At 71.9% G+C, this 21,517-nt stretch carries 21 protein-coding genes and 1 riboswitch; of the genes, 15 read left to right on the top strand and 6 right to left on the bottom strand.

Annotated features, from left to right (window positions below):
- The first annotated feature begins 80 nt into the window (after positions 1–80).
- The 10 genes from AB0O53_RS19365 (at position 81) to AB0O53_RS19320 (ending at position 10,984) form a co-directional block, all read left to right on the top strand.
- Positions 81–1,301, top strand: coding sequence for a L,D-transpeptidase (locus AB0O53_RS19365; protein ID WP_403140070.1), 1,221 nt, complete (start codon positions 81–83; stop codon positions 1,299–1,301).
- A 146-nt stretch (positions 1,302–1,447) separates the two neighbouring features.
- A complete protein-coding gene (locus tag AB0O53_RS19360) occupies positions 1,448–3,652 on the top strand; it encodes a choice-of-anchor A family protein (protein ID WP_365196958.1) in 2,205 nt (734 codons plus the stop codon).
- Positions 3,653–3,682: 30 nt separating this feature from the next.
- Positions 3,683–4,528, top strand: coding sequence for an MSCRAMM family protein (locus AB0O53_RS19355; RefSeq protein WP_365196955.1), 846 nt, complete (start codon positions 3,683–3,685; stop codon positions 4,526–4,528).
- Positions 4,529–4,625: 97 nt separating this feature from the next.
- Positions 4,626–5,330, top strand: a complete 705-nt coding sequence (locus AB0O53_RS19350) for a L,D-transpeptidase family protein (RefSeq protein WP_350987831.1) — start codon at positions 4,626–4,628, stop codon at positions 5,328–5,330.
- A 138-nt stretch (positions 5,331–5,468) separates the two neighbouring features.
- Entirely contained in the window at positions 5,469–6,695 is a 1,227-nt protein-coding gene (locus AB0O53_RS19345) for a L,D-transpeptidase (RefSeq protein WP_403140033.1), read from the top strand.
- A gap of 96 nt (positions 6,696–6,791) precedes the next feature.
- Positions 6,792–7,559 carry an enoyl-CoA hydratase/isomerase family protein gene (locus AB0O53_RS19340; protein ID WP_365196952.1) on the top strand — a complete coding sequence of 256 codons (768 nt, stop codon included), beginning with the start codon at positions 6,792–6,794 and terminating at the stop codon, positions 7,557–7,559.
- A gap of 243 nt (positions 7,560–7,802) precedes the next feature.
- A complete protein-coding gene (locus AB0O53_RS19335) occupies positions 7,803–8,315 on the top strand; it encodes an ATP-binding protein (RefSeq protein WP_350987829.1) in 513 nt (170 codons plus the stop codon).
- A gap of 363 nt (positions 8,316–8,678) precedes the next feature.
- Positions 8,679–9,491: a polysaccharide deacetylase family protein gene (locus AB0O53_RS19330; RefSeq protein WP_350987828.1), complete on the top strand. Its 813-nt coding sequence runs from the start codon at positions 8,679–8,681 to the stop codon at positions 9,489–9,491.
- Positions 9,488–10,675 carry a YncE family protein gene (locus AB0O53_RS19325; protein ID WP_350987827.1) on the top strand — a complete coding sequence of 396 codons (1,188 nt, stop codon included), beginning with the start codon at positions 9,488–9,490 and terminating at the stop codon, positions 10,673–10,675. Before AB0O53_RS19330 ends, AB0O53_RS19325 begins: the two co-directional genes overlap by 4 nt.
- A 96-nt stretch (positions 10,676–10,771) precedes the next feature.
- The gene (locus AB0O53_RS19320; RefSeq protein ID WP_030846752.1) at positions 10,772–10,984 is read left to right on the top strand and encodes an EF-hand domain-containing protein; all 213 of its coding nucleotides are present in this window, start codon (positions 10,772–10,774) and stop codon (positions 10,982–10,984) included.
- Between the two features lie 85 nt (positions 10,985–11,069).
- Here AB0O53_RS19320 and AB0O53_RS19315 read toward each other — a convergent pair whose 3' ends face one another.
- A complete protein-coding gene (locus AB0O53_RS19315) occupies positions 11,070–11,618 on the bottom strand; it encodes a PadR family transcriptional regulator (protein ID WP_350987826.1) in 549 nt (182 codons plus the stop codon).
- A 140-nt stretch (positions 11,619–11,758) separates the two neighbouring features.
- Here AB0O53_RS19315 and AB0O53_RS19310 point away from each other — a divergent pair, with 140 nt between their 5' ends.
- Both AB0O53_RS19310 and AB0O53_RS19305 read left to right on the top strand, forming a co-directional pair.
- Complete coding sequence (locus AB0O53_RS19310) at positions 11,759–12,490, top strand: flavodoxin family protein (RefSeq protein ID WP_350987825.1); 732 nt, start codon at positions 11,759–11,761, stop codon at positions 12,488–12,490.
- Between the two features lie 16 nt (positions 12,491–12,506).
- Positions 12,507–13,154 carry a dihydrofolate reductase family protein gene (locus AB0O53_RS19305; RefSeq protein ID WP_365196947.1) on the top strand — a complete coding sequence of 216 codons (648 nt, stop codon included), beginning with the start codon at positions 12,507–12,509 and terminating at the stop codon, positions 13,152–13,154.
- Positions 13,155–13,214: 60 nt separating this feature from the next.
- Here AB0O53_RS19305 and AB0O53_RS19300 read toward each other — a convergent pair whose 3' ends face one another.
- From AB0O53_RS19300 to gcvT, 5 genes are all read right to left on the bottom strand, one after another.
- Positions 13,215–13,727 (bottom strand): AMIN-like domain-containing (lipo)protein, encoded by a 513-nt coding sequence (locus AB0O53_RS19300; RefSeq protein ID WP_365196945.1) that lies wholly within the window; start codon positions 13,725–13,727, stop codon positions 13,215–13,217.
- Between the two features lie 170 nt (positions 13,728–13,897).
- Entirely contained in the window at positions 13,898–15,280 is a 1,383-nt protein-coding gene (locus tag AB0O53_RS19295) for an L-serine ammonia-lyase (protein ID WP_030826603.1), read from the bottom strand.
- Between the two features lie 262 nt (positions 15,281–15,542).
- On the bottom strand, positions 15,543–16,799 hold the full coding sequence (gene glyA / locus AB0O53_RS19290; protein ID WP_030655704.1) for a serine hydroxymethyltransferase: 1,257 nt from the start codon (positions 16,797–16,799) through the stop codon (positions 15,543–15,545).
- Positions 16,800–16,814: 15 nt separating this feature from the next.
- On the bottom strand, positions 16,815–17,195 hold the full coding sequence (gene gcvH / locus AB0O53_RS19285) for a glycine cleavage system protein GcvH (protein WP_350987821.1): 381 nt from the start codon (positions 17,193–17,195) through the stop codon (positions 16,815–16,817).
- A 103-nt stretch (positions 17,196–17,298) separates the two neighbouring features.
- Positions 17,299–18,414, bottom strand: coding sequence for a glycine cleavage system aminomethyltransferase GcvT (gcvT, locus tag AB0O53_RS19280; protein WP_350987820.1), 1,116 nt, complete (start codon positions 18,412–18,414; stop codon positions 17,299–17,301).
- Between the two features lie 171 nt (positions 18,415–18,585).
- Positions 18,586–18,689, bottom strand: a riboswitch (glycine riboswitch).
- 205 nt (positions 18,690–18,894) lie between these two features.
- On the opposite strand from gcvT, the gene AB0O53_RS19275 reads away from it, so the two are divergent.
- From AB0O53_RS19275 to AB0O53_RS19265, 3 genes are all read left to right on the top strand, one after another.
- Complete coding sequence (locus tag AB0O53_RS19275; protein ID WP_403140037.1) at positions 18,895–19,554, top strand: AAA family ATPase; 660 nt, start codon at positions 18,895–18,897, stop codon at positions 19,552–19,554.
- Positions 19,555–19,667: 113 nt separating this feature from the next.
- The gene (locus tag AB0O53_RS19270) at positions 19,668–20,402 is read left to right on the top strand and encodes an enhanced serine sensitivity protein SseB (protein ID WP_350987819.1); all 735 of its coding nucleotides are present in this window, start codon (positions 19,668–19,670) and stop codon (positions 20,400–20,402) included.
- Between the two features lie 96 nt (positions 20,403–20,498).
- Complete coding sequence (locus AB0O53_RS19265) at positions 20,499–21,239, top strand: enhanced serine sensitivity protein SseB C-terminal domain-containing protein (protein ID WP_350987818.1); 741 nt, start codon at positions 20,499–20,501, stop codon at positions 21,237–21,239.
- Positions 21,240–21,517: the final 278 nt, after the last annotated feature.

Genomic DNA, 21,517 nt, shown 5'->3' with positions numbered 1-21,517 from the left:
CCCGGACTGTTCTGCCCGGAACGTGGCCCGCGCTCACGTTTCCCCCGGAGGGCCCGGTCGTTGGAGGTGACGTGACACTTCTGACGAGGCGGGCAGGGGCGGGCTTGGCCGCCGTGGCGGTGTGGGCGGGCCTGCTGGGCGGGTTGGCCGGCTGCACCCAGGACGGCAAGTCGCCCGTCGAGATCCAGCTGCCCGGCAGAGTCCGCTCGCCGGCCGAGGCCATCCGCATCACCCCCGACGACAACGCCAAGGACGTGCCGGCCGACGGTCGGCTGACGGTCACCGTGCCCGAGGGGCGGCTGGAGCGCGTCAAGGTGACCAAGGTGGAGGACGCCCAGCAGGAGGAGGTACCCGGCGCCATCGCGGCCGACGGGCTCAGCTGGAGCCCCACCCCGCAGGCCGGCCGGCTCGCCCTCGCCGCCAAGTACACGGTGGACGCCGTCGCCCTCGACGGGCACAACCGCCGCCAGGCCCGGCACACCACCTTCACCACCTACGTCCCCGAGGAGCGGTTCATCGGCTACTTCAAGCCCGAGAACCGCTCCACCGTCGGCACCGGCATGATCGTCTCCTTCAAGTTCAGCCGCGCCATCGAACAGCGCGCCGAGGTGGAGCGCGCCATCAAGGTCACCTCCGACCCGGCCGTGGAGGTCGCCGGCCACTGGTTCGGCAAGGAGCGCCTGGACTTCCGGCCCAAGCAGTACTGGAAGCCCGGGACCAAGGTCACCGTGCAGATGGCCCTGCGCGACGTCGAGGGCGCCCCCGGCTCGTACGGGATCCAGTCCAAGACCGTCACCTTCACCGTCGGGCGGTCCCAGATCTCCACCGTGGACGCGGCCGCCCACACCATGGAGGTCCGCCGGGACGGTGAGCTGCTGTCGACGGTGCCGATCAGCGCGGGAGCACCCAAGACCACCACCTACAACGGCAAGATGGTGGTGATGGAGCTCTTCGACGTCACCCGGATGAACGGCCAGACCGTCGGGTTCGGCGGCGAGTACGACATCCCCGACGTCCCGCACGCGATGCGGCTGACCAACTCCGGGACCTTCCTGCACGGGAACTACTGGTCCAGCCCCGACACCTTCGGCACCACCAACGTCAGCCACGGCTGCGTGGGCCTGCGCGACGACAAGGGCGGCGGCTCCGACACCCCGGCCGGCTGGTTCTTCGACCGGACCCTGATCGGGGACGTGGTGGAGGTCGTCAACTCGCAGGACAAGACCGTCGCCGCCGACAACGGGCTGGGCGGCTGGAACATGTCCTGGGCGGACTGGGTGGCCGGATCGGCCATCGCCTGATCGGCGCACGTACCCCCGCAGGAGTGACTCGTGTGATCGGAATGCCGTAGCGGAGAGTGTCCGCGCCCCGCACCGCCGACCCCTGCCCCCAGCCTGTCAGGGCACCTCAGGGCACCTCTGGGCAGCAGGGAAACGGACGGAGCGCCATGTCAGCAAGGAAGTGGACCCTCGGGCTCGCGATCGGCGCCGTGCTGGCCGCCGCGGCCCCCACGGCGGCCGCCGCCGGACCCGGTGCGGACCGGCCGGTGGCGGCGGCCCGGGCGCCGTTGCCCGACGGGCTGGGTCCGTGCGTCCCGGGCCGCTGCCCGGACCCGTACCCGCCGATCAACAGCGACGGCATGCTGCGCGGCCGGGACAACGGCATCAACATCTTCGCCGGCGGCGACTTCCGGGTCCGGGGACGGGCCTCCGAGGCCGAGGGCCGCCTCGTCGTCCTCGGCGACTTCGACCAGGACAAGCTGGCGGGCGGCGACAGCCGCTACAACGTCGGGATCGTCGGCGCCGGATCCCTCGTCCCGCCGCCCGACGGGGCCGACTTCCTCACCACCGGAGGAGACGTCACCGTCGCCCAGGACGAACGCCTCCTCGCCGACGGCGGTGCGGTCCGCCACGCGGGCACCGTCACCGGAGTCGTCACCGGCCGCCTGGTCCCGGACCCCGCCGCCGTCACCCCGTACGCCGGACTGCGCGACCGGCTCAGCGCCGCCAGCCAGTGCTACGCCCGGGTGGACGGGCAGCCGCGCCCGGCCACCGGCACCGTCGTCAACAGCGGCTTCGAGACCGTGTTCACCGGCGACGGCACCTCCGCCCTCCAGGTCTTCAACGTCGACGCGGACCTCGTCGGCAACGGGGGCGGCCAGCAGGGCGTCCGGTTCGCCCGCATCCCGGCCACGGCCACCGTGCTGGTGAACGTGCTGGGTGCCACCCGCACGATCAACACCTACAGCGGCGGCCTCGCCGACACCGACCCGCTGAACGCCTACCGCGACCGCCTGCTGTGGAACTTCCCGGACGCGACCACCGTGCGGCTGACCGGAGGAGGCCAGTTCCAGGGCAGCTTCCTGATGGGGCAGCAGAGCTCCGAGACCACCATCACCCTCCCGGGCATCAACGGCCGCTTCTTCACCACCGGCTCCGTCACCCACGGCAGCGACACCGCCGGGGGCGGCGGCCAGGAGTTCCACGCCTACCCCTTCAACGGGGACCTGCCCGACTGCGGCGGCCCGGCCCCGGTGACCGGCTCTGTCTCCGTCCTCAAGCGGGACGCGGAGACGGGCGCGGCACTGGCGGGAGCGCGGTTCGAGCTGTGGCGGGAGACCAACGGCACGGCGGGCCTCCAGCCCACCGGTCCGGGCGCCGACACCCTCGTCGCCGAGTGCACCACGCCGGCGAGCGGCCTGTGCGAGCAGACCACGACACCCGGCACCTACTACTGGCGCGAGACCCAGGCGCCCCCCGGGTACGACCTGCCGGCCCAGCCGGTCCGCGAACTGACCCTGACGGCCGAGAACGCGCAGGCCGGCGTCCGCTACGAGGCGGACAACCGGCGCAGCCCCCAGCCGCCGGACGGCGCCCGGGTGGTGCTGCGCAAGACGGACCGGGCGACGGGCCTGCCGCTGCCCGGCGCGCGCTTCGAACTGTGGCGGGAGACCAACGGCACCACCGGGCTCCAGCCCGTCACCCCCGGCGGTGACACCCGCCTGGACGGTGCCTGCGTGACCGACGCCCAGGGCACCTGCACGGTGGAGCTGCCGGTCGGACAGACGTACTACTGGCGGGAGACCGCGGTCCCGGACGGGTACGAACCGCCGGCGGACCCGGTCACGCGCTTCGACCTGACCGAGGGGGACGTGACGGACGGCATCGTCGTCGCCGTCCCCAACAACAGGAGCGAGCGCCACGAGGGCACCATCCGGGTCCTGAAGCAGGACGCCAAGACCGGACGGCCGCTGCGCGGCGCCGTGTTCGAGGTGTGGCAGGAGACCAACGGCACGGCCGGCCTGCAGACCCGCGGCATCAACGCCGACCGCCGGGCCGCGGAGGGCTGCGCCACGGACAGCCGCGGGGCATGCGACTTCGGCCCGCTCCCCGAGGGCCGGTACTACCTCGTCGAGACGGCCGTGCCCGAGGGCTACGCGCTGCCCGCGGACCGGGTGACCGGGCCGCTGAGTCTGGACGGCACCACCCCGGACCGGCGGCTCGTGGTCACGCTCCAGAACGAGCGCGACGGCCACGGCAAGGGCAAGGGCGACCACGGCAAGGGCAAGGGAGAACACGGCAAGGGCGGCCACGGCAAGGGCGAGGGCGGGCACCACGGGCACCCGAAGGACGCCAAGGGCCCCCGGGCCTGATCCGCGGCCCCGTACGACGGACGGAGCGACATGACAGCCAGGAGGACGGGGGCCTGGCCCCTCGGTCTGGCCGCCGCGGTGGTGCTGACCGCGGCCGCCCCGGCCCAGGGCGATGACGCTCCGCCCGGAACCGCCCGGGTGGTGCTGCGCAGCACCGACGCGGACACCGGAGCGCCCCTGCCCGGGGCCCGGTTCGAGCTGTGGCGCGAGACCAACGACCGGGCGGGGCTCCAGCACACCGGCGCCGGGGCGGACGAGCGGCACGGCGCCGGCTGCGTCACCGACGCGAAGGGCATCTGCTCGGTGGAGCTGCCGACCGGCGAGACGTACTACGCGCTGCAGATCGCAGTCCCCGTCGGCCACGAGCGCCCCGACGAGCCGTTCACCGGCTTCGACCTGGGCGCCGCCGCCCCGGAGGGGGTCGTCGTCAACGTTCCCCACCACAGCCGGGACGCGGCATACCGCGGCGAGATCCGGATCCGCAAGAAGGACGGGAAGACCGGCGGACCCCTGCACGGGGCGGTGTTCGAGATCTGGAAGGAGACCAACGGCACCACCGGCCTGCAGACCGCCGGCGTCGACGCCGACCTGCGCCCGAGGTCCGGCTGCGCCACCGACGCCGACGGCGCGTGCGACTTCGGGAGGCTGGCCGACGGGGCGTACTACCTGGTCGAGAAGGACGTCCCCGAGGGCTACGTGAAGCCGCCGGACCCGGTGGCCGGCCCCTGGCGGCTGGACGGCGCATCCGGCCGCAGGATGGTCCTCACCGTCTACAACAAGCGAGCCGACCGGATCCCCTCCGTGGACGGGGCAGGGCAGGAGGAGCGCCGAGGCCGCCGGACCGGGGCCGCGCGCCGCGGTGCGCCGGTGGGGTGACCTCCTCACCCCGGCGGCGCAGCAGCGCGAGCCGTACCCCGGCGCCGCGGGTTGGCTGGGCTGCGACCGTCGTGCTCGCAGACCCGAGGAGGCCCCGATGGCCGTACGTCAGGGGACAGGCCCGTCGGCAGCGGCGGCCGCACTCGGCGCCCTGCTCGCACTGGCGGGCCCGCTCCCGGCCGCGGCCGCTGCCGCCGCGGAACCGGAGAGCGCGTGCACGGCGGGCACCGGCCCCTACCAGCGGGAGCTGGAGGACCACGTGGGCCGGCCGGTCGACGGGGTGCAGTCCGCGGCGGACTGCCTCGCGGTCCGCGCCTTCCAGCGCGCGAACGGCGTGAGTCCCGCCGACGGTTACGCGGGACTCGCCACCTACCGCACGATGCTCGTCGTGGTCGCGGGCTCCGACCCCAACGCCGCCGGTGACTGCCCCGAGCGCGAACACCGCGTCACCTGCGTGGACCTGGACCGCCAGTTGCTGTGGGTGCAGCAGGGCGGCCGCGTCGTCTTCCGGCCCGTGCCCATCCGCACCGGCCGCGACTTCCAGGAGACCCGGCCGGGCTGGCACGAGGTGTACTGGCGCAGCAAGGACCACGTCTCCACGCTGTACGACTCGCCCATGCCGTACGCCCAGTTCTTCGACGGCGGCCAGGCCCTGCACGGCTCGCCCGGCTCCCTCTACGAGGGCGGCGGTTCCGCCGGCTGCGTCAACCTCACCGAACCGGACGCGGAGCGCCTCTGGGACCTGCTCGGCGAGGGCGACGACGTCTACGTCTGGGGCACCAAGCCGGGCACCGAGGACTGACCCGCAAGCCGTTCCCGCCGTTTCGCGGCACTTGGGACGGAACGGTGACAAGACCGTGGCTCATCGTGATCCTGCCGTGTGATTTCCTGTCGACATGCGCGCGACAGTCCGCGCGCGGGGGACATGGGGAGAACACGAGTGAACCTGCAGCCGATACGCGGCCGCGCCCGGACGGGCCTGCCGGCCCTGCTGCTGGGAGCGGCCCTGCTGTTCACCACCGCCTGCGGCGGCGGTGGCGGAGGCAACAGCAACGGCAGCGGCAGCGACAACGCCGGGGGTGGCGGCAAGACCGGTACCGAGGCTTCGAAGGCTGTCGTGAGCGTCAAGCCCGACGACGGGGCCAAGGAGGTCGCCACCAGCGGCGTCCTGAAGATCACGAGCACCGGCGGCAAGCTCAGCACGGTGACCGTCGCCGACACCAAGGGCAACGCGGTCGAGGGCAAGCTCTCCGACGACGGCGCGAGCTGGGAGCCGGCCCGCCACCTGGCCTCGGCCACCGAGTACAAGGTGCACGCGGTCGCCAAGGACGAGGCCGGCCGGGAGTCCGCCAAGGACACCACCTTCACGACCCTGACCCCGACCAACACCTTCGTGGGCCACTACACGCCCGAGGACGGCTCGACCGTCGGCGTGGGCATGCCGGTCTCGATCAACTTCAGCCGCGGCATCACCAACCCCGAGGCCGTCGAGAAGGCCATCACCGTGACGGCCGAGCCGGCCGTGCAGGTCGAGGGCCACTGGTTCGGCAACGACCGCCTCGACTTCCGCCCCGAGAACTACTGGGCCGCGGGCACCAAGGTCACCGTCAAGCTCGCCCTCGACGGCGTCGAGGGCCGCCCGGGGGTCTACGGCAAGCAGACCCGCACGGTCACCTTCACCATCGGCCGTTCCCAGGTCTCCACGGTCGACGCGGCCGCGCACACGATGCAGGTCGTGCGGGACGGCCAGGTCCTCAAGGACGTCCCGATCACCGCGGGCGCCCCGTCGACCACGACCTACAACGGCCAGATGGTCATCAGCGAGAAGTACAAGGTCACGCGGATGAACGGCGCGACGGTCGGCTTCGGCGGCGAGTACGACATCTCCGACGTCCCGCACGCCATGCGCCTGTCGCAGTCGGGCACCTTCGTGCACGGCAACTACTGGGCCCCGGCCAGCACCTTCGGCTCGTCGAACGTCAGCCACGGCTGCGTCGGCCTCAAGGACGTCCGCGGCGCGGGCGACTCCAAGCAGCCCGCGGCCTGGTTCTTCGACGAGTCGCTGATCGGCGACGTGGTCGTCGTGAAGAACTCCAAGGACAAGCAGATCGCCCCGGACAACGGCCTCAACGGCTGGAACATGCCGTGGGCGGAGTGGATCAAGTAGCCGTTCCGCGCACGCCGCGCACGTGATCCGGGTGGCCCGGTGCTGTGACCCACAGCACCGGGCCACTTCACGTTAACCGACGCTAACCTGGCCCGTATGACCCTCTCTCTCGAAGTCTCCGAAGGCGTCGGCACCATCTGCCTGGACCGGCCGCCCATGAACGCCCTGGACATCGCCACCCAGGACCGGCTGCGCGAGCTCGCGGTGGAGGCGACCGACCGGGCCGACGTCCGCGCCGTCGTCCTCTACGGCGGCGAGAAGGTGTTCGCGGCGGGCGCGGACATCAAGGAGATGCAGACGATGGACCACGCGGCGATGGTCGTCCGGTCCCGTGCGCTGCAGGACGCGTTCACCGCCGTCGCCCGCATCCCCAAGCCCGTCGTCGCGGCGATCACGGGCTATGCGCTGGGCGGCGGTTGCGAGCTCGCGCTGTGCGCCGACTACCGGATCGCCGCCGACAACGCGAAGCTCGGCCAGCCCGAGATCCTCCTCGGCCTGATCCCCGGCGCGGGCGGCACCCAGCGGCTGTCCCGGCTGATCGGCCCCTCCCGGGCCAAGGACCTGATTTTCACGGGCCGCATGGTCAAGGCCGACGAGGCGTTCACCCTGGGCCTGGTCGACCGGGTGGTGCCCGCCGGCGAGGTGTACGAGCAGGCGCACGCCTGGGCGGCCAGGCTCGCACAGGGGCCGGCGATCGCGCTGCGCGCCGCGAAGGAGTGCGTGGACGCGGGCCTGGAGGCCGATATCGACACAGGACTCACCATCGAACGCAACTGGTTCGCGGGCCTGTTCGCCACCGAGGACCGCGAGCGGGGCATGCGCAGTTTCGTCGAAGAGGGCCCGGGCAAGGCGAAGTTCGTCTGAGTCCGGCCGGGCGGTCCTCCCTGTGGGTGGATTAGCCAGGCCTTAAGGCAGCCTTAAGGGCACTGGGTGATCAACTCACCGTGACGATCTCCGTGCGGTGCGTCACGCCAGGTCAGGCCCCGTTTTCGGGTCACCTTGATGCCCGCCGCACATGACGGGACACCCCCTTGGATTGGTTGAATCCGGGGGGTGTTTTCCCGTGGAACGCCCCGGAGCGACAGGTGGGCCGTCCATGATGGGTGCATGGCGGGCCTGGAGGGTGTGGAACAGCCGCGGCAGCGCGGCAGTGCTTCGGCGGTACGGTTCACGGCGGCCGTCGAGGAGGAACAGGGCCTCAAGGCGCTGGAGTTGTACGGGAACCCGGCCGAGGCGGAAGTGACACTGCCGTCCATGCCGGAGTCGGCCGGTACCGCCCGCCGGCTCACCCAGTGCGTGGTCGTCCGCCTCTGGGGTCTCTCCCCGCAGATCTCCGAGCACGCCGTCCTGCTGGTCTCGGAACTCGTCGGCAACGCGGTGCGCCACACCGGGGCCCGCTCCTTCGGCTTACGCATGCTGCGGCGGCGCGGCTGGATCCGGGTGGAGGTGCGCGATCCCTCGCGCGGGCTGCCCTGCCTGATGCCGGTCCACGAGCTGGACACCACCGGCCGCGGCCTCTTCCTCGTGGACAAGCTGTCCGACCGCTGGGGCGCCGACCTGCTGCCTCGCGGCAAGATCACCTGGTTCGAGATGCGGGTCGCCGACCGCCAGAACGCCTGAAGCCCCCGGCTGCCGTGTGTGGCGCTGTGGGGGCTTCATGGGTGCGCCGAGGATCGAAGGGGGTGTGATCCTCGGCGTGTGACTTCGCTCGGGTCAATGGGGAAGTCGCGGTTTCGACTATGACAGACGAGGGCTGGAACGCCAAAAGTCCCTACTTGGACATAAGTGTGCAAATCGTAAGACTTTCTAGCTAAATCCTAGGTGAGGTGGGCCACCAACCTCGCATTCGATGAATAACTATCGACTGCTCTGAGTAAATCGTTGATCACATGGCGGATGGGCCGCCCGATTCGCCCTCTTCGGTGAGCGTCGTGAAATGGGTCAATCATTACCTTCCGGGCTATCCGCCCCTTAAATGGGCAGGTGCTCACACATCCAGGCCGCCGCGCGGCCCTGCGTGCGGCTCTGCGTGCGGCCGGTCTCGGTGTGGCCGGCGCCGCGACGGCCGGCCTCACCACCGGCTGCGGCCCCGCCCGCCCGGCCGCCGGGCCCACCTCCCCGCCCCCCGGCCCGGCCCGCCCGGCCAGGCCCGCGCAGGCCGCCGCCCCCGCCGCGCCGCGCCGCTTCGCCGGGCAGCCCGTGGAGATCGGCCACGGCCCGCGCGACGGCGGCCGGGTCGCCCTCACCTTCCACGGCAACGGGGAGCCCGCCCTCGCCCGCGCGGCACTGGCCGCGGCCGAGAAGGGGGGCGCGCGGGTCACCGTACTGGCGATCGGCACCTGGCTCGACGCCCACCCGGACATGGCCCGCCGGATCCTTGATGGAGGCCACGAGCTCGGCAACCACACCCAGCGCCACCTCGCCATCAACGACATGACCGAGGCGGAGGCCTATGCCGAGATCACCGGCTGCGCCCAGCGCCTCAAGCGGCTCACCGGCTCCATCGGTACCTGGTTCCGGCCCTCCCAGACGCAGTACGCGACCCCGCTCGTCCAGAAGCTGGCCCAGCGGGCGGGCTACCCGCACGTCCTCTCGTACGACGTCGACTCCCTCGACTTCACCTCGCCCGGCGCCGCGGCCGTCATCCGCAACGTCACCGGGACGATCCGGCCCGGATCCGTGGTGAGCCTGCACTTCGGCTACGCGGACACGGTCGACGCGATGCCTCCCCTCCTCGAAGAACTCGCGCGCCGCAAGCTGCGCGCGGTGACCACCACGGAGCTGCTGACGCCATGAAGACCACCCGCCTTCCCCGGAATGCCGGCGTGCTGCTGGCCGGTCTGGTCCTCGCCGCCCTGGCCGGCTGCGGATCGGCCGGAAAGGGACCCGCCGAGGCGCTCGGCAGCAAGGGCCCGGCCAAGCCCGTCAAGGCCGTGCCGGCCGCCCCGCCCGGGCTGCCCGGCATGCCGCCCCTGCTGGACCCGAACGACGTCTACGCGGCGGACCGGCCGAACAAGCTCTCCCCGGTGGTCAAGGACTTCCCGTCCCGCGTCTACGTGCCGAACACCAACTCCAACACCGTGTCCGTCATCGACCCGCAGACCTACCAGGTCATCGACACCATCCCCGTCGGGGTCCAGCCCCAGCACGTCGTCCCCTCCTGGGACCTGAAGACCCTGTGGGTCAACAACAACCGGGGCCACACGCTCACCCCGATCAACCCCGCGACCGGCGAGGCCGGCAAGCCCGTCGAGGTGCACGACCCGTACAACCTCTACTTCACGCCCAACGGCAAGTACGCGATCGTCATGGCCTCCATGGACAAGGAGCTGGTCTTCCGCGACCCGCACACCATGGACCGCGTGAAGACGGTCCCGGTGACCTGCTACGGCGTCAACCACGCCGACTTCTCCGCCGACGGCCGCTACTTCATCGTCAGCTGCGAGTTCTCCGGCGAACTCCTCAAGGTCGACACCGAGCGGATGGAGGTCGTCGGCCAGCAGAAACTGCCGTTCGAGGGCGCGATGCCGCAGGACGTCAAGGTCTCCCCGGACGGCAAGACCTTCTACGTCGCGGACATGATGGCGCACGGCATGTGGGTCCTCAGCGGCGACACCTTCGAGACCCCGAAGCTGCTGCCCACCGGCAAGGGCTGCCACGGCCTCTACGTCAGCCGCGACTCCAAGGAGATGTACGTCTCCAACCGCGGCGAGGGCACGATCTCCGTCTACGACTTCCCGCAGAAGAAGCTCACCAAGAAGTGGACCCTGCCGGACGGCGGCAGCCCCGACATGGGCGGCGTCTCCGCCGACGGCAAGGTGCTCTGGCTGTCCGGCCGCTACAACTCCGAGGTGTACGCGATCGACACCGCGACCGGCAAGCAGCTCGCCCGGATCCCGGTCGGCGGCGGCCCGCACGGCCTCGCCGTCTACCCGCAGCCCGGCCGCTACTCGCTCGGCCACACCGGGATCTTCCGGTAGGCGGGTGCCCGGCCCCTGCCGGGACCCGGGGGGCCCGCCCGCCCGGGGTGCCGCTACCCTGGGCCGGTCAGCAAGCACCAAGAAGGGGTGGACCCAGTGGCGGACATCGAGAGCGCACGGGCTACGTTCGACAGGTTCGACGTGAACGGTGACGGCTTCATCACGGCCGACGAGTACAGCGCCGCGATGCGCGCGATGGGCGACGCCCACGTGACCCCGGCCGTCGCGGACTCCGTCGTCGCGTCCAAGGACGCCAACGGCGACAAGCTCCTGAGCTTCGACGAGTTCTGGGCCTCCCTGAACAAGTAGTCCTTCCGACGCCGCCCCCGCCCCGGTCCGCCCGGGCGGGGGCGGCGTCGTGCGTCGTGGGGCGCCGCCGGAACCCGCGGGGGCCTCAGGCCTCCGGGCCGGACATGTCGCCGACCTCGGCGAGGGCCTCCTCCAGCCAGGTCAGCCAGAACGTCTCCAGGGCGATCCCGCCGTGCAGGACGAGCCGGCGCAGCCGGTCCTCCACGGCGTCGCGCCCCGGCGGGAAGTCCTTCTCCTCGATGGCCTCGTACTGCGCCAGCTGGCGGCGGTGCAGGTCCAGATGGCGCCGCAGCTCCGGACCGAGTCCCTGCGTCCCCACGACGCCGGCCGCCCGGATCCGCAGCAGCAGCGGATCGCGCATCGGCTTGGGGTCCTGGCTCTCCGCGACCCACCGCGCCAGTTCGGTGCCGCCCGCGGGCAGCACCTCGTACTCCTTCTTCTGGCCCCGCACGGGCACCTCGCTGGGCAGGGCGCGGATCAGCCCGGCCTCCTCCAGGCGCCCGAGCTCGCGGTAGATCTGCTGGTGCGTCGCGGACCAGAAGTACCCGATCGACTTGTCGAACCGCCGGGTCAGCTCCAGCCCGGACGAGGGCTTCTCGAGCAGGGCGGTGAGGATGGCGTGCGGCAGGGACATGCCGCCATCCTAGGTACGCGGCGGGCCGGGCACCGCGCTCCGCTCCGCCCGGCCGGCTCCGACCGACCACCTCCGCCCGGCCGCCCCGTACGGGCCAGGCCCGGTGGCGGCCGCCCCGCGCGCTGCGCAGGCTGGGGTGCGTGGCTGCCGACGACAACACCGCGAACCCCGCGCACTACCCCGACCTCACCGCCCTCTACGTGAACTGCACGCTCAAGCGCTCGCCCGAGACCAGCAACACCGAGGGCCTGATCGACAAGAGCCGGGCCGTCATGGAGGCCGCGGGCGCCCGCACCTCGCTCATCCGCGCCGTCGACCACGACATCGCGACGGGCGTCTGGCCGGACATGACCGACCACGGCTGGGAGAGCGACCAGTGGCCGGTCCTCTACAGCCGGATCATGGACGCCGACATCCTGGTCCTGTGCGGCCCCATCTGGCTCGGCGACAACAGCTCCGTGATGAAGAAGGTGATCGAGCGGCTCTACGCCTGCTCCTCGCTGCTCAACGAACACGGCCAGTACGCCTACTACGGCCGGGTCGGCGGCGCGCTGATCACCGGCAACGAGGACGGCGTCAAGCACTGCGCCATGAACGTCCTGTACAGCCTCCAGCACCTCGGTTACGCGATCCCGCCCCAGGCCGACGCGGGCTGGATCGGCGAGGCCGGCCCGGGCCCCTCCTACCTGGACCCGGGCTCGGGAGGCCCCGAGAACGACTTCACCAACCGCAACACCACCTTCATGTCCTGGAACCTCATGCACCTGGCCGCCCTGCTCAAGCGCTCCGGCGGCATTCCGGCGCACGGCAACCAGCGCTCCCTGTGGGACGCCGGCTGCCGCTTCGACTTCCCCAACCCCGAGCACCGATGAAGGCCGGAGGAAGCGAGTGGAGCAGCTGCTGAGGGTCCAGAACTTCAACGTCTCCCGGGACGGGTTCGGCGCCGGAGAGCACCAGAGCCTGGAGCGGCCGTTCGGCGACGCGGACCCCGGGGCCCTGTTCGCGTGGGCCGGGGCCACGGCGAGCTGGCCCCACCGCACCGATCCGGGCGGGAGCCGGGGCCTGGACGACTACTTCACCCGGGACTTCGCGCACAACATCGGCGCCGAGATCATGGGCCGCAACAAGTTCGGGCCCCAGCGCGGCCCCTGGGCCGACCACGACTGGCGCGGCTGGTGGGGCGACGAGCCCCCGTTCCACACCCCGGTGTTCGTCATGACCCACCACCCGCGCCCCTCGTTCACGCTGTCCGACACCACCTTCCACTTCGTCGACGGCGCCCCGGCCACGGTCCTCGCGGCGGCCCGCGAAGCGGCAGGGGGCAAGGACGTACGGCTCGGCGGCGGGGCGACCACGATCCGCGAGTTCCTCGACGCCGGCCTGGTCGACACCCTGCACGTGGCGGTCTCGCCCGTGGAGATCGGCTCCGGGGCGCGGCTGTGGGAATCTCCCGAGGAGCTGCTCGACCGGTTCCACCGGGACGTCGTGCCCAGCCCGGGCGGCGGCGTCACGCACCACCTGTTCTGGCGCAGGTGACACGGGTCGGCCCGGGGCGTGGGACGCCCCGGGCCGGCCCCTCGGGCTCCTGCCGAAGGTTCAGTGCGCGATGTCCACGACGAACCGCTCGGGCGAGTGCAGGCTGTAGGCGCGGTAGTAGGGGAGGGTGTCGAAGGCGGCGCCGAAGGTCACGTACCCCTCGTAGTCGCCGGTCATGGCGAGGCCCTTGAGCTTGCTGAGGTAGATCTTCTGGAGCTTGGGGCCGCGGTAGACGCTCTCGCCCGCGTCGTCGTGCGCGGCGGCGGGGTTGAGACGGATCTCCAGGAAGTACTTCCCGGCGAGCGGTACGGGCTGGCCGGAACCGTCGTACCTGAGCTGTGCGACGGGTGTGACGGTCGCGCCGGGGGCGTACCCCTGCAGGTCGATGACGATCCGGTCGTACGTGGCGTGCCCGCCCCAGCGGGCGTTCACGACGAGCGGGGTCTGGACCTGGGTGCCGGCGGCGGCCGGGGCGAGGGTGGAGGCCGAGGCAGGTGCGGCGAAGGACAGGCAGGCGGCGAGCACGGCGCCGACCGCCAGGGCCACGAACTGCCGGAGACGGGCATTGATCATGACGTCCCCCCGATTCTCGAGAGACGGGGACTGGTGGCACGGCTAAGGACGCCCCGCCGGACTCCTTGGTTCCGGGACCGTCGGACGCCGTGCGGACGACGAACCCGGCGCGGGACGACGCGGGGCCCGGCGCGCGCACGCGCCGGGCCCCGGGGGTCATGGGGAGGGGGTCAGCACTCGATGACGTTGACCGCGAGGCCGCCGCGGGCGGTCTCCTTGTACTTCACCTTCATGTCGGCGCCGGTCTCCTTCATGGTCTTGATGACCTTGTCCAGGGAGACCTTGTGGGTGCCGTCGCCGCGCATGGCCATCTTCGCCGCCGTGACGGCCTTGACCGCGGCCATGCCGTTGCGCTCGATGCAGGGGATCTGGACCAGGCCGCCGACCGGGTCGCAGGTCAGGCCCAGGTTGTGCTCCATGCCGATCTCGGCGGCGTTCTCGACCTGCTCCGGGGTGCCGCCCAGGACCTCGGCGAGGGCGCCGGCCGCCATCGAGCAGGCCGAGCCGACCTCGCCCTGGCAGCCGACCTCGGCGCCGGAGATCGAGGCGTTCTCCTTGAACAGCATGCCGATCGCGCCCGCGGCCAGGAGGAAGCGGACCACGCCGTCCTCGTCCGCGCCCGGCACGAAGTTCATGTAGTAGTGCAGGACGGCCGGCAGGACGCCCGCCGCGCCGTTGGTGGGCGCGGTGACGACACGGCCGCCGGCCGCGTTCTCCTCGTTGACCGCCATCGCGTAGATCGTCGTCCACTCGCTGCGGTGCATCATTGGGTCGCCCTCGGTGCGCAGCTGGCGCGCCGTGGAGGCGGCGCGGCGCTTGACCCGCAGGCCGCCCGGGAGGATGCCCTCGCGGGACATGCCGCGCGAGACGCAGGACTGCATGACGCGCCAGATCTCCAGGAGGCCCTCGCGGATCTCCTCCTCCGTGCGCCAGGCCTTCTCGTTCTCCAGCATCAGGGAGGAGATCGACAGACCGGTCTCGTTCGCCAGGCGCAGCATCTCGTCACCGGAGCGGAAGGGGTACTTCAGCACGGTGTCGTCGAGCTTGATCCGGTCCTCGCCGACCGCGTCCTCGTCCACGACGAAACCACCGCCGACCGAGTAGTAGGTCTTCTCCAGCAGCGGCGTGCCGGCCTCGTCGTACGCGAAGAGCGTCATGCCGTTCGCGTGGTACGGCAGGGAGCGCCGGCGGTGCAGGATCAGCTGGTTCGGCTCGTCGAAGGCGATCTCGTGGCCATCGCCTATCTCGGCGCCGAGCAGGCGCAGGCGGCCGCTCTTGCGGATGCGCTCCACCTCGTCGTCCGCCGTCTCCACGTTCACGGTGCGGGGGGAGTGGCCTTCCAGGCCCAGCAGCACCGCCTTGGGCGTGCCGTGGCCGTGGCCGGTCGCGCCGAGGGAGCCGAAGAGCTCCGCACGCACGGAGGCCGTCTGGGCGAGCACCCCGTCCTTCTTCAGCCGCGTCACGAACATGCGCGCGGCGCGCATCGGACCGACCGTGTGGGAGGAGGAGGGACCGATGCCGATGGAGAAGAGGTCGAAGACGGAGATGGCCACGGTGGCGGACTCCCTTGTCTGCTCGTGGGGTGGGAGGGGGCAGGAGGGGATTGTTCGGACTATGTCCGACAGACGAGCTTAACGCGGCCCGGTGAACGACCCGGCTGCCGGAAGGAGTGGCAAGCGTTACGCCGACGTGGCGGGCCGGGGACGGAGCCGGTGGCCGCACCCCCGGGTGGCGGGGGGAGCGGGGGAGGGAGAGGGGGAACGGGGAAGGGCCCGGCCCTGTGCGGTGACCAGGCCGGGCCCTTCCACACCGGCGCTAGAGCGACGGGTACAGCGGGAACTTCGCGGCGAGCGCCGAGACGCGCGCCTTGAGGCCCTCGGCGTCGTACGTCGGCTTCAGCGCCTGCGCGATGATCTCGGCGACCTCGGTGAAGGCCTCGGCGTCGAAACCGCGGGTGGCCAGGGCCGGCGTACCGATCCGCAGACCCGAGGTGACCATCGGCGGCCGCGGGTCGTTCGGGATGGCGTTGCGGTTGACCGTGATGCCGACCTCGTGGAGGCGGTCCTCGGCCTGCTGGCCGTCGAGCTCCGAGTTGCGCAGGTCGACCAGGACCAGGTGCACGTCGGTGCCACCGGTCAGGACGTCCACGCCCACGGCCTTGACGTCGTCCTGGACCAGACGGGCGGCGAGGATCTTCGCGCCCTCCAGGGTGCGCTCCTGGCGCTCCTTGAACTCGGGCGAGGCCGCGACCTTGAAGGAGACCGCCTTGGCCGCGATCACGTGCTCCAGCGGGCCGCCCTGCTGACCGGGGAAGACCGCGGAGTTGATCTTCTTGGCCAGCTCCTGCGTCGACAGGATGACACCGCCGCGCGGACCGCCGAGGGTCTTGTGCGTGGTGGTGGTCACGACGTGGGCGTGCGGCACCGGGTTCGGGTGCAGGCCCGCGGCGACCAGGCCGGCGAAGTGCGCCATGTCGACCATCAGGTACGCGCCGACCTCGTCCGCGATGCGGCGGAAGGCGGCGAAGTCCAGCTGGCGCGGGTAGGCGGACCAGCCGGCGACGATCAGCTGCGGCTTGGACTCCTTGGCGAGGCGCTCGACCTCGGCCATGTCCACCTCGCCGGACTCGTCCACGTGGTACGGGACCACGTTGTAGAGCTTGCCGGAGAAGTTGATCTTCATGCCGTGGGTCAGGTGACCGCCGTGGGCCAGGTTCAGGCCCATGATCGTGTCGCCCGGCTTGAGCAGCGCGAACATCGCGGCGGCGTTCGCCTGCGCACCGGAGTGCGGCTGGACGTTCGCGGCCTCGGCGCCGAACAGCGCCTTGATGCGGTCGATCGCGATCTGCTCGACCACGTCGACGTGCTCGCAGCCGCCGTAGTAGCGGCGGCCCGGGTAGCCCTCGGCGTACTTGTTGGTGAGGACCGAGCCCTGGGCCTCCATGACGGCGACCGGAGCGAAGTTCTCCGACGCGATCATCTCCAGGGTGGACTGCTGGCGCACGAGCTCCGCGTCGACGGCGGCGGCGACGTCGGGGTCGAGCTCGTGGAGAGGGGTGTTCAGTACAGACATCAGGGTCCCCTGGGGTCAGTTACCGGTGGTGAGCTTGGTGTACTCCTCGAAGGAGAGCGCGTCCTTGGGCTCCTCGGAGAGGCGGACCTTGAACAGCCAGCCGCCCTCGAACGGGGCGGTGTTCACGAGCGCCGGGTCGTCGACGACGTCCTGGTTGGCCTCGACGATCTCGCCGGAGACCGGGGAGTACAGGTCGCTGACCGACTTGGTCGACTCCAGCTCGCCACAGGTCTCGCCCTCGGTCACGGTGTCGCCGACCTCGGGGAGCTGGGCGTAGACGACGTCACCGAGCGCGTTGGCCGCGAACTCCGTGATGCCGACCGTCGCGACGCCGTCCACGACGTCCGACAGCCACTCGTGCTCCTTGGTGTAACGCAGCTTCTCGGGGTTGCTCATGACCTGATTCTCCTGGATGCGGGGGAGTGGATACGAACTGCGGTCTTGGGTACTGAGACGGCGCCGTGCGGGTACCCGTACGGCGGACGTCGTGCGCGGAGGGTTACTTCTGCCGCTTGTAGAACGGCAGCGCGACGACCTCGTACGGCTCATGCGTACCGCGAATGTCGACGCCGACACCGGAGGCGCCGGGCGCGGCGTGCTCCGCGTCCACGTACGCCATCGCGATCGGCTTGCCCAGCGTCGGGGACGGGGCGCCCGAGGTGACCTCGCCGACGACCTTGCCGTCGGCGACGACCGGGAAACCGGCGCGCGGGACGCGGCGGCCCTCGGCGATCAGGCCGACCAGCTTGCGCGGCGCCTTGGTCGCGGCCTTCTCGGCGGCGGCCTCCAGGGCGGCGCGGCCGACGAAGTCCCCCTCCTTCTCGAACTTCACGACCCGGCCCAGACCCGCGTCGAACGGGGTCAGGGCGGTGGTCAGCTCGTGCCCGTACAGCGGCATGCCCGCTTCCAGGCGCAGGGTGTCGCGGCAGGACAGCCCGGCCGGGACCAGGCCCACGCCCTCGCCGGCCTTGGTGAGCGCCTGCCACAGCTCCACGGCGTGCTCGGGGGAGACGAACAGCTCGAAGCCGTCCTCGCCGGTGTAGCCCGTACGCGCGATCAGAGCGGGCACGCCCGCGACGGTGCCCGGCAGGCCCGCGTAGTACTTCAGGCCGTCCAGGTCGGCGTCGGTGAGCGACGCCAGGATGCCGGGGGACTCCGGGCCCTGCACCGCGATCAGCGCGTAGGCGTCGCGGTCGTCGCGGACCTCGGTGTCGAAGCCGGCGGCGCGCTCGGTCAGGGCGTCGAGGACGACCTGGGCGTTGGAGGCGTTGGCGACGACCATGTACTCGGTCTCGCCGAGGCGGTAGACGATCAGGTCGTCGACGATCCCGCCGTCCTCCTGGCAGATGTGCGTGTAGCGGGCACGGCCGACGCCGACGGTCGAGATGTTGCCGACCAGCGCGTAGTCCAGGGCCTTGACGGCCTCCGGGCCGGTCAGCGTGATCTCGCCCATGTGCGACAGGTCGAAGAGACCGGCCTTGGTGCGTACGGCGTTGTGCTCGTCGCGCTCGCTGGCGTACCGCAGCGGCATGTCCCAGCCCGCGAAGTCGGTCATGGTCGCACCGAGCGAGCGGTGCAGCGCATCGAGGGCGGTCAGACGGGGGGCAGTGCTCATGGGTGTGGCTCCCGGGTCCCAGGGCATCGACATGACATGACGAGGACGTTCCTCCCCATCTGTCATCGGAACCTGAGAGGTTCGCCGAGAGTTCCGCCGATCGTCCGATCGCCGGTCTCCCCGACTTGCACCTTGGGTGGAGCTGCCGCGCAGCTCGCTTTTCAGATCTGCCTCATCCACGCGGTACGGGGCCTGAGAGATTCAAGGGAGGTTCTTGCTCCTTCGGCGCCCGCGCACGGCCTTGCGGCGTGCCGGGACTCTCCCGCGCGGATTCAAGCGGCCGGTATGCAGTTGGTCCAGATGGCGCACATCATTGCACGCCATGCCCGAGATCGGGGGGAGGGGTCCGAAAGTTCGTACGCCCATCTCAATGGGCAGAACGGAACCGGACATGCCGATTACCGTCTCTTTACACTCAGTGGGCAAGGGTCCCGGTGACCCGATTCGGGGGAGGCGAGCACTGTGCGGAGATTCGGAGTGGTGACGACGACGGGAACCGTGGACGCGGTGCCGGCGCAGCGGCGCGGCGCGCGCGAGCGCAGGAGGGCGGCGGACGGCGGCCTCGGCCTCGTGCGCGACCTGCGCGGCCCCGCGCTGCGCGGACCCCGGCGGCTCGGCTTCGCCGAGGGCGACATCGTCGTGGTCTCGGGCCTCCCCGGCGGCGGCAAGACCACGCTGATCAAGCGGACGGCCCCGGAGGGCGGCGCCGTCGACTCCCAGGACACCCGCGAGCGCTGGGAGCGCCGGATGCCGGCCCGGCTGCCGTACGCGGTGTACCGCCCGCTGGTCCGCGCCGCGCACTACTGGGGGCTGTACCGGATCCTGCGCTCCGGCGCCTCCGTGGTCGTCCACGACTGCGGCACCCAGAGCTGGGTGCGCGGCCTGCTCGCCGCCGCCGCGCGCCGCCGCGGCCGGGAGCTGCACCTCGTCCTCCTGGACAGCAGCCCCGAGGAGGCCCTCTCCGGCCAGGCCTCGCGGGGCCGGGGGGTGTCCGCCTACGCCTTCGCCCGCCACCGGGGCGCCGTGGGCCGCCTGCTGCGCGACGCCGAGGCGGGCCGCCCGCCCGCCGGCTGCGCCTCGGCGACCCTCCTGGACCGCCGCTCGGCCGCCGCCGTGACGGGCATCGGCTTCCACGGCTGACCGCCGGACCGGCCGCACCCGGATCCCCGGCGGCGGCGCCCGCCCGGCGGCCGGTACCCTGCGGGGCGACACGCGCGGGACGACGCGCGGCACCGGAACAGGGGCAGGGGTAGATGCAGGGCAGCGGCTGGCCGGGGAATGAGCTGGAGCAGGTGCTCGGGGCGGCGCTCGGGCAGCCGGACGCCGGAGCCCGGATCCTGGAGGTGCTCGGGCGCAGCCAGGTGTGGGTCCCGCTGCCGGGCGGCGGCGGCCCGGGCGCGGCCGGGCTGGACCTGCCGACCATGGACATCGGCGGGGCGGCGTACGTCCCCGTCTACAGCTCCGAGGCCCAGTTCCTCGCCTGCGTCGGCCCCGGCATGGACTTCGCGGTGGCCCCGGCGGTCGAGTTCGCCCGGGGGCTGCCCCCCCAGCTCGGCATCGCCGTGAATCCGGAGGGCGCCGTCGGCGTACCGCTGCCCCCGCCCGCCGTCGCGGAGCTCTGCCGCGCCGGGCGCAGCGCCCTCGACGGACCGGCCGCCGGCGGCCGCGTACGGCTCTTCGAACCGGACTGGCAGGAGGACCCGGTCGACTTCCTGGCCGCCGCCGCCGAGGAGTTCCGCGCCACCGGCGTCGTCGCCGCGGCGCACCGCTGCCTCGCCAGCGTCGAGGGAGGGGCCCCGGAACTGTTCATCGGTGTCCGCCTGGTGGGATGGGAGCCGCAGATGCGGGAGGCCCCGATGGAGGCGCTCGGACGCGCCCTGACCCGGGTCCCGGCGCCGTGGCCGGTGCAGTTGATCCTCCTGGACGCCGCCCAGGACCCGGTCACGGACTGGATTCGTGAGCGCGTACGCCCCTTCTACCTCCCGTAGGGCCGCTTAAGCTGGTTACATCTCCCGGCCGCACGCACGAGCGCCGGCACGGGTAGGGCACGCGTGGAGCGACGGGCGGACGAAGAGGGGTACCGGGTGAGTGCGTCAGGCACGGCCGCGGCCGGGCAGGTCGAGCACATGATGCGCCAGGTGACCCCCGGGCGCTACGAGAGCTATGAGTCACTGCTGCACGCCCTGTCCGAGGGCCGGCTGTGGATGCTGCTGTGGCAGGGGCAGCCGGGGTCCCCGGACGCCCAGTACGGCGGGATGGAGGTCGACGGGCTCGGCTACGCGCCTTGTGTCACCTCCCCCCAGGAACTGGCCGCGAGCGGCTGGAACCGCGGCTACGAGGTGGTCACCGGGCGGGACATCGCCCGCGCCCTCTACCCGGACCGCTGGGGCCTGTGGCTCAACCCGCACGCCCAGGGCGGCGGCCTCGGCGTCCCGTGGGCGGACCTGCGCCGCATCGCGACCGGCCTGGACCGGATGCCGGCGGGCCCGCTGCGGCTGTCCGAGCCCAGCATCGAGCTCCCGCAGTTCTACGGGCTGCTGACCCAGCACGCGCACCGCACGCCGGCCGTGCGGTCGCTGCGCCGGGCCTGGGTGCAGCCGGCCCTCGGATCGCCGTACCTCGCCGTCGGGCTGGACCTGTACGACGCCTCCGCGCCCGCGCTGGAGTCCGTACGGGAGATGATGCGCCAGTCGGTCGGGGTGGTCCCCGAGGGCGTCCCGGTGTGCACCGTGGCGCTGGCGGACGAGCACGATCCCGTGGCGATGTGGCTGCGGGCGCAGACGCGCCCCTTCTACGACCGCGAGGGCCAGGCGCCGGCGTACTGATCCGCATAGCCGCACGGCCGCATTTCCGTATATCCGCATATTGAGACATCCATCTCGAAGGCCGCACCTGTCCCACCGGTGCGGCCTTCGGCATATCCGCTGAATAGACCCAAGATCCATGCCCGAAAGGGCAGTTGGGCCGGATGTCCGTTCCGCGTCGAAGGTGCGGTGTTTCACCGCTCAACAGCTCTGGCGGTTCGGATAACGGAAGGTGTAGGGGCAGATCACGGTTGCGCATCACATCCCCGGGGGGTCTGGCGGGCGATTGAGAGGGCGTT

Source organism: Streptomyces erythrochromogenes (genome assembly GCF_040684695.1).
Classification (GTDB): domain Bacteria; phylum Actinomycetota; class Actinomycetes; order Streptomycetales; family Streptomycetaceae; genus Streptomyces; species Streptomyces erythrochromogenes_C.
The sequence above is the reverse complement of the archived record's forward strand: the minus strand, read 5'-3'. Positions and strand labels throughout refer to the sequence as shown.

What these genes read in the sequence shown, in the direction of transcription:
- AB0O53_RS19360 (WP_365196958.1), top strand. Translation starts at nt 1,448, where the DNA reads ATGTCAGCAAGGAAGTGGACCCTCGGGCTCGCGATCGGCGCCGTGCTG.
- AB0O53_RS19355 (WP_365196955.1), top strand. Translation starts at nt 3,683, where the DNA reads ATGACAGCCAGGAGGACGGGGGCCTGGCCCCTCGGTCTGGCCGCCGCG.
- AB0O53_RS19350 (WP_350987831.1), top strand. Translation starts at nt 4,626, where the DNA reads ATGGCCGTACGTCAGGGGACAGGCCCGTCGGCAGCGGCGGCCGCACTC.
- AB0O53_RS19340 (WP_365196952.1), top strand. Translation starts at nt 6,792, where the DNA reads ATGACCCTCTCTCTCGAAGTCTCCGAAGGCGTCGGCACCATCTGCCTG.
- AB0O53_RS19335 (WP_350987829.1), top strand. Translation starts at nt 7,803, where the DNA reads ATGGCGGGCCTGGAGGGTGTGGAACAGCCGCGGCAGCGCGGCAGTGCT.
- AB0O53_RS19325 (WP_350987827.1), top strand. Translation starts at nt 9,488, where the DNA reads ATGAAGACCACCCGCCTTCCCCGGAATGCCGGCGTGCTGCTGGCCGGT.
- AB0O53_RS19315 (WP_350987826.1), bottom strand. Translation starts at nt 11,618, where the DNA reads ATGTCCCTGCCGCACGCCATCCTCACCGCCCTGCTCGAGAAGCCCTCG.
- AB0O53_RS19300 (WP_365196945.1), bottom strand. Translation starts at nt 13,727, where the DNA reads ATGATCAATGCCCGTCTCCGGCAGTTCGTGGCCCTGGCGGTCGGCGCC.
- glyA (WP_030655704.1), bottom strand. Translation starts at nt 16,799, where the DNA reads ATGTCTGTACTGAACACCCCTCTCCACGAGCTCGACCCCGACGTCGCC.
- gcvH (WP_350987821.1), bottom strand. Translation starts at nt 17,195, where the DNA reads ATGAGCAACCCCGAGAAGCTGCGTTACACCAAGGAGCACGAGTGGCTG.
- gcvT (WP_350987820.1), bottom strand. Translation starts at nt 18,414, where the DNA reads ATGAGCACTGCCCCCCGTCTGACCGCCCTCGATGCGCTGCACCGCTCG.
- AB0O53_RS19270 (WP_350987819.1), top strand. Translation starts at nt 19,668, where the DNA reads ATGCAGGGCAGCGGCTGGCCGGGGAATGAGCTGGAGCAGGTGCTCGGG.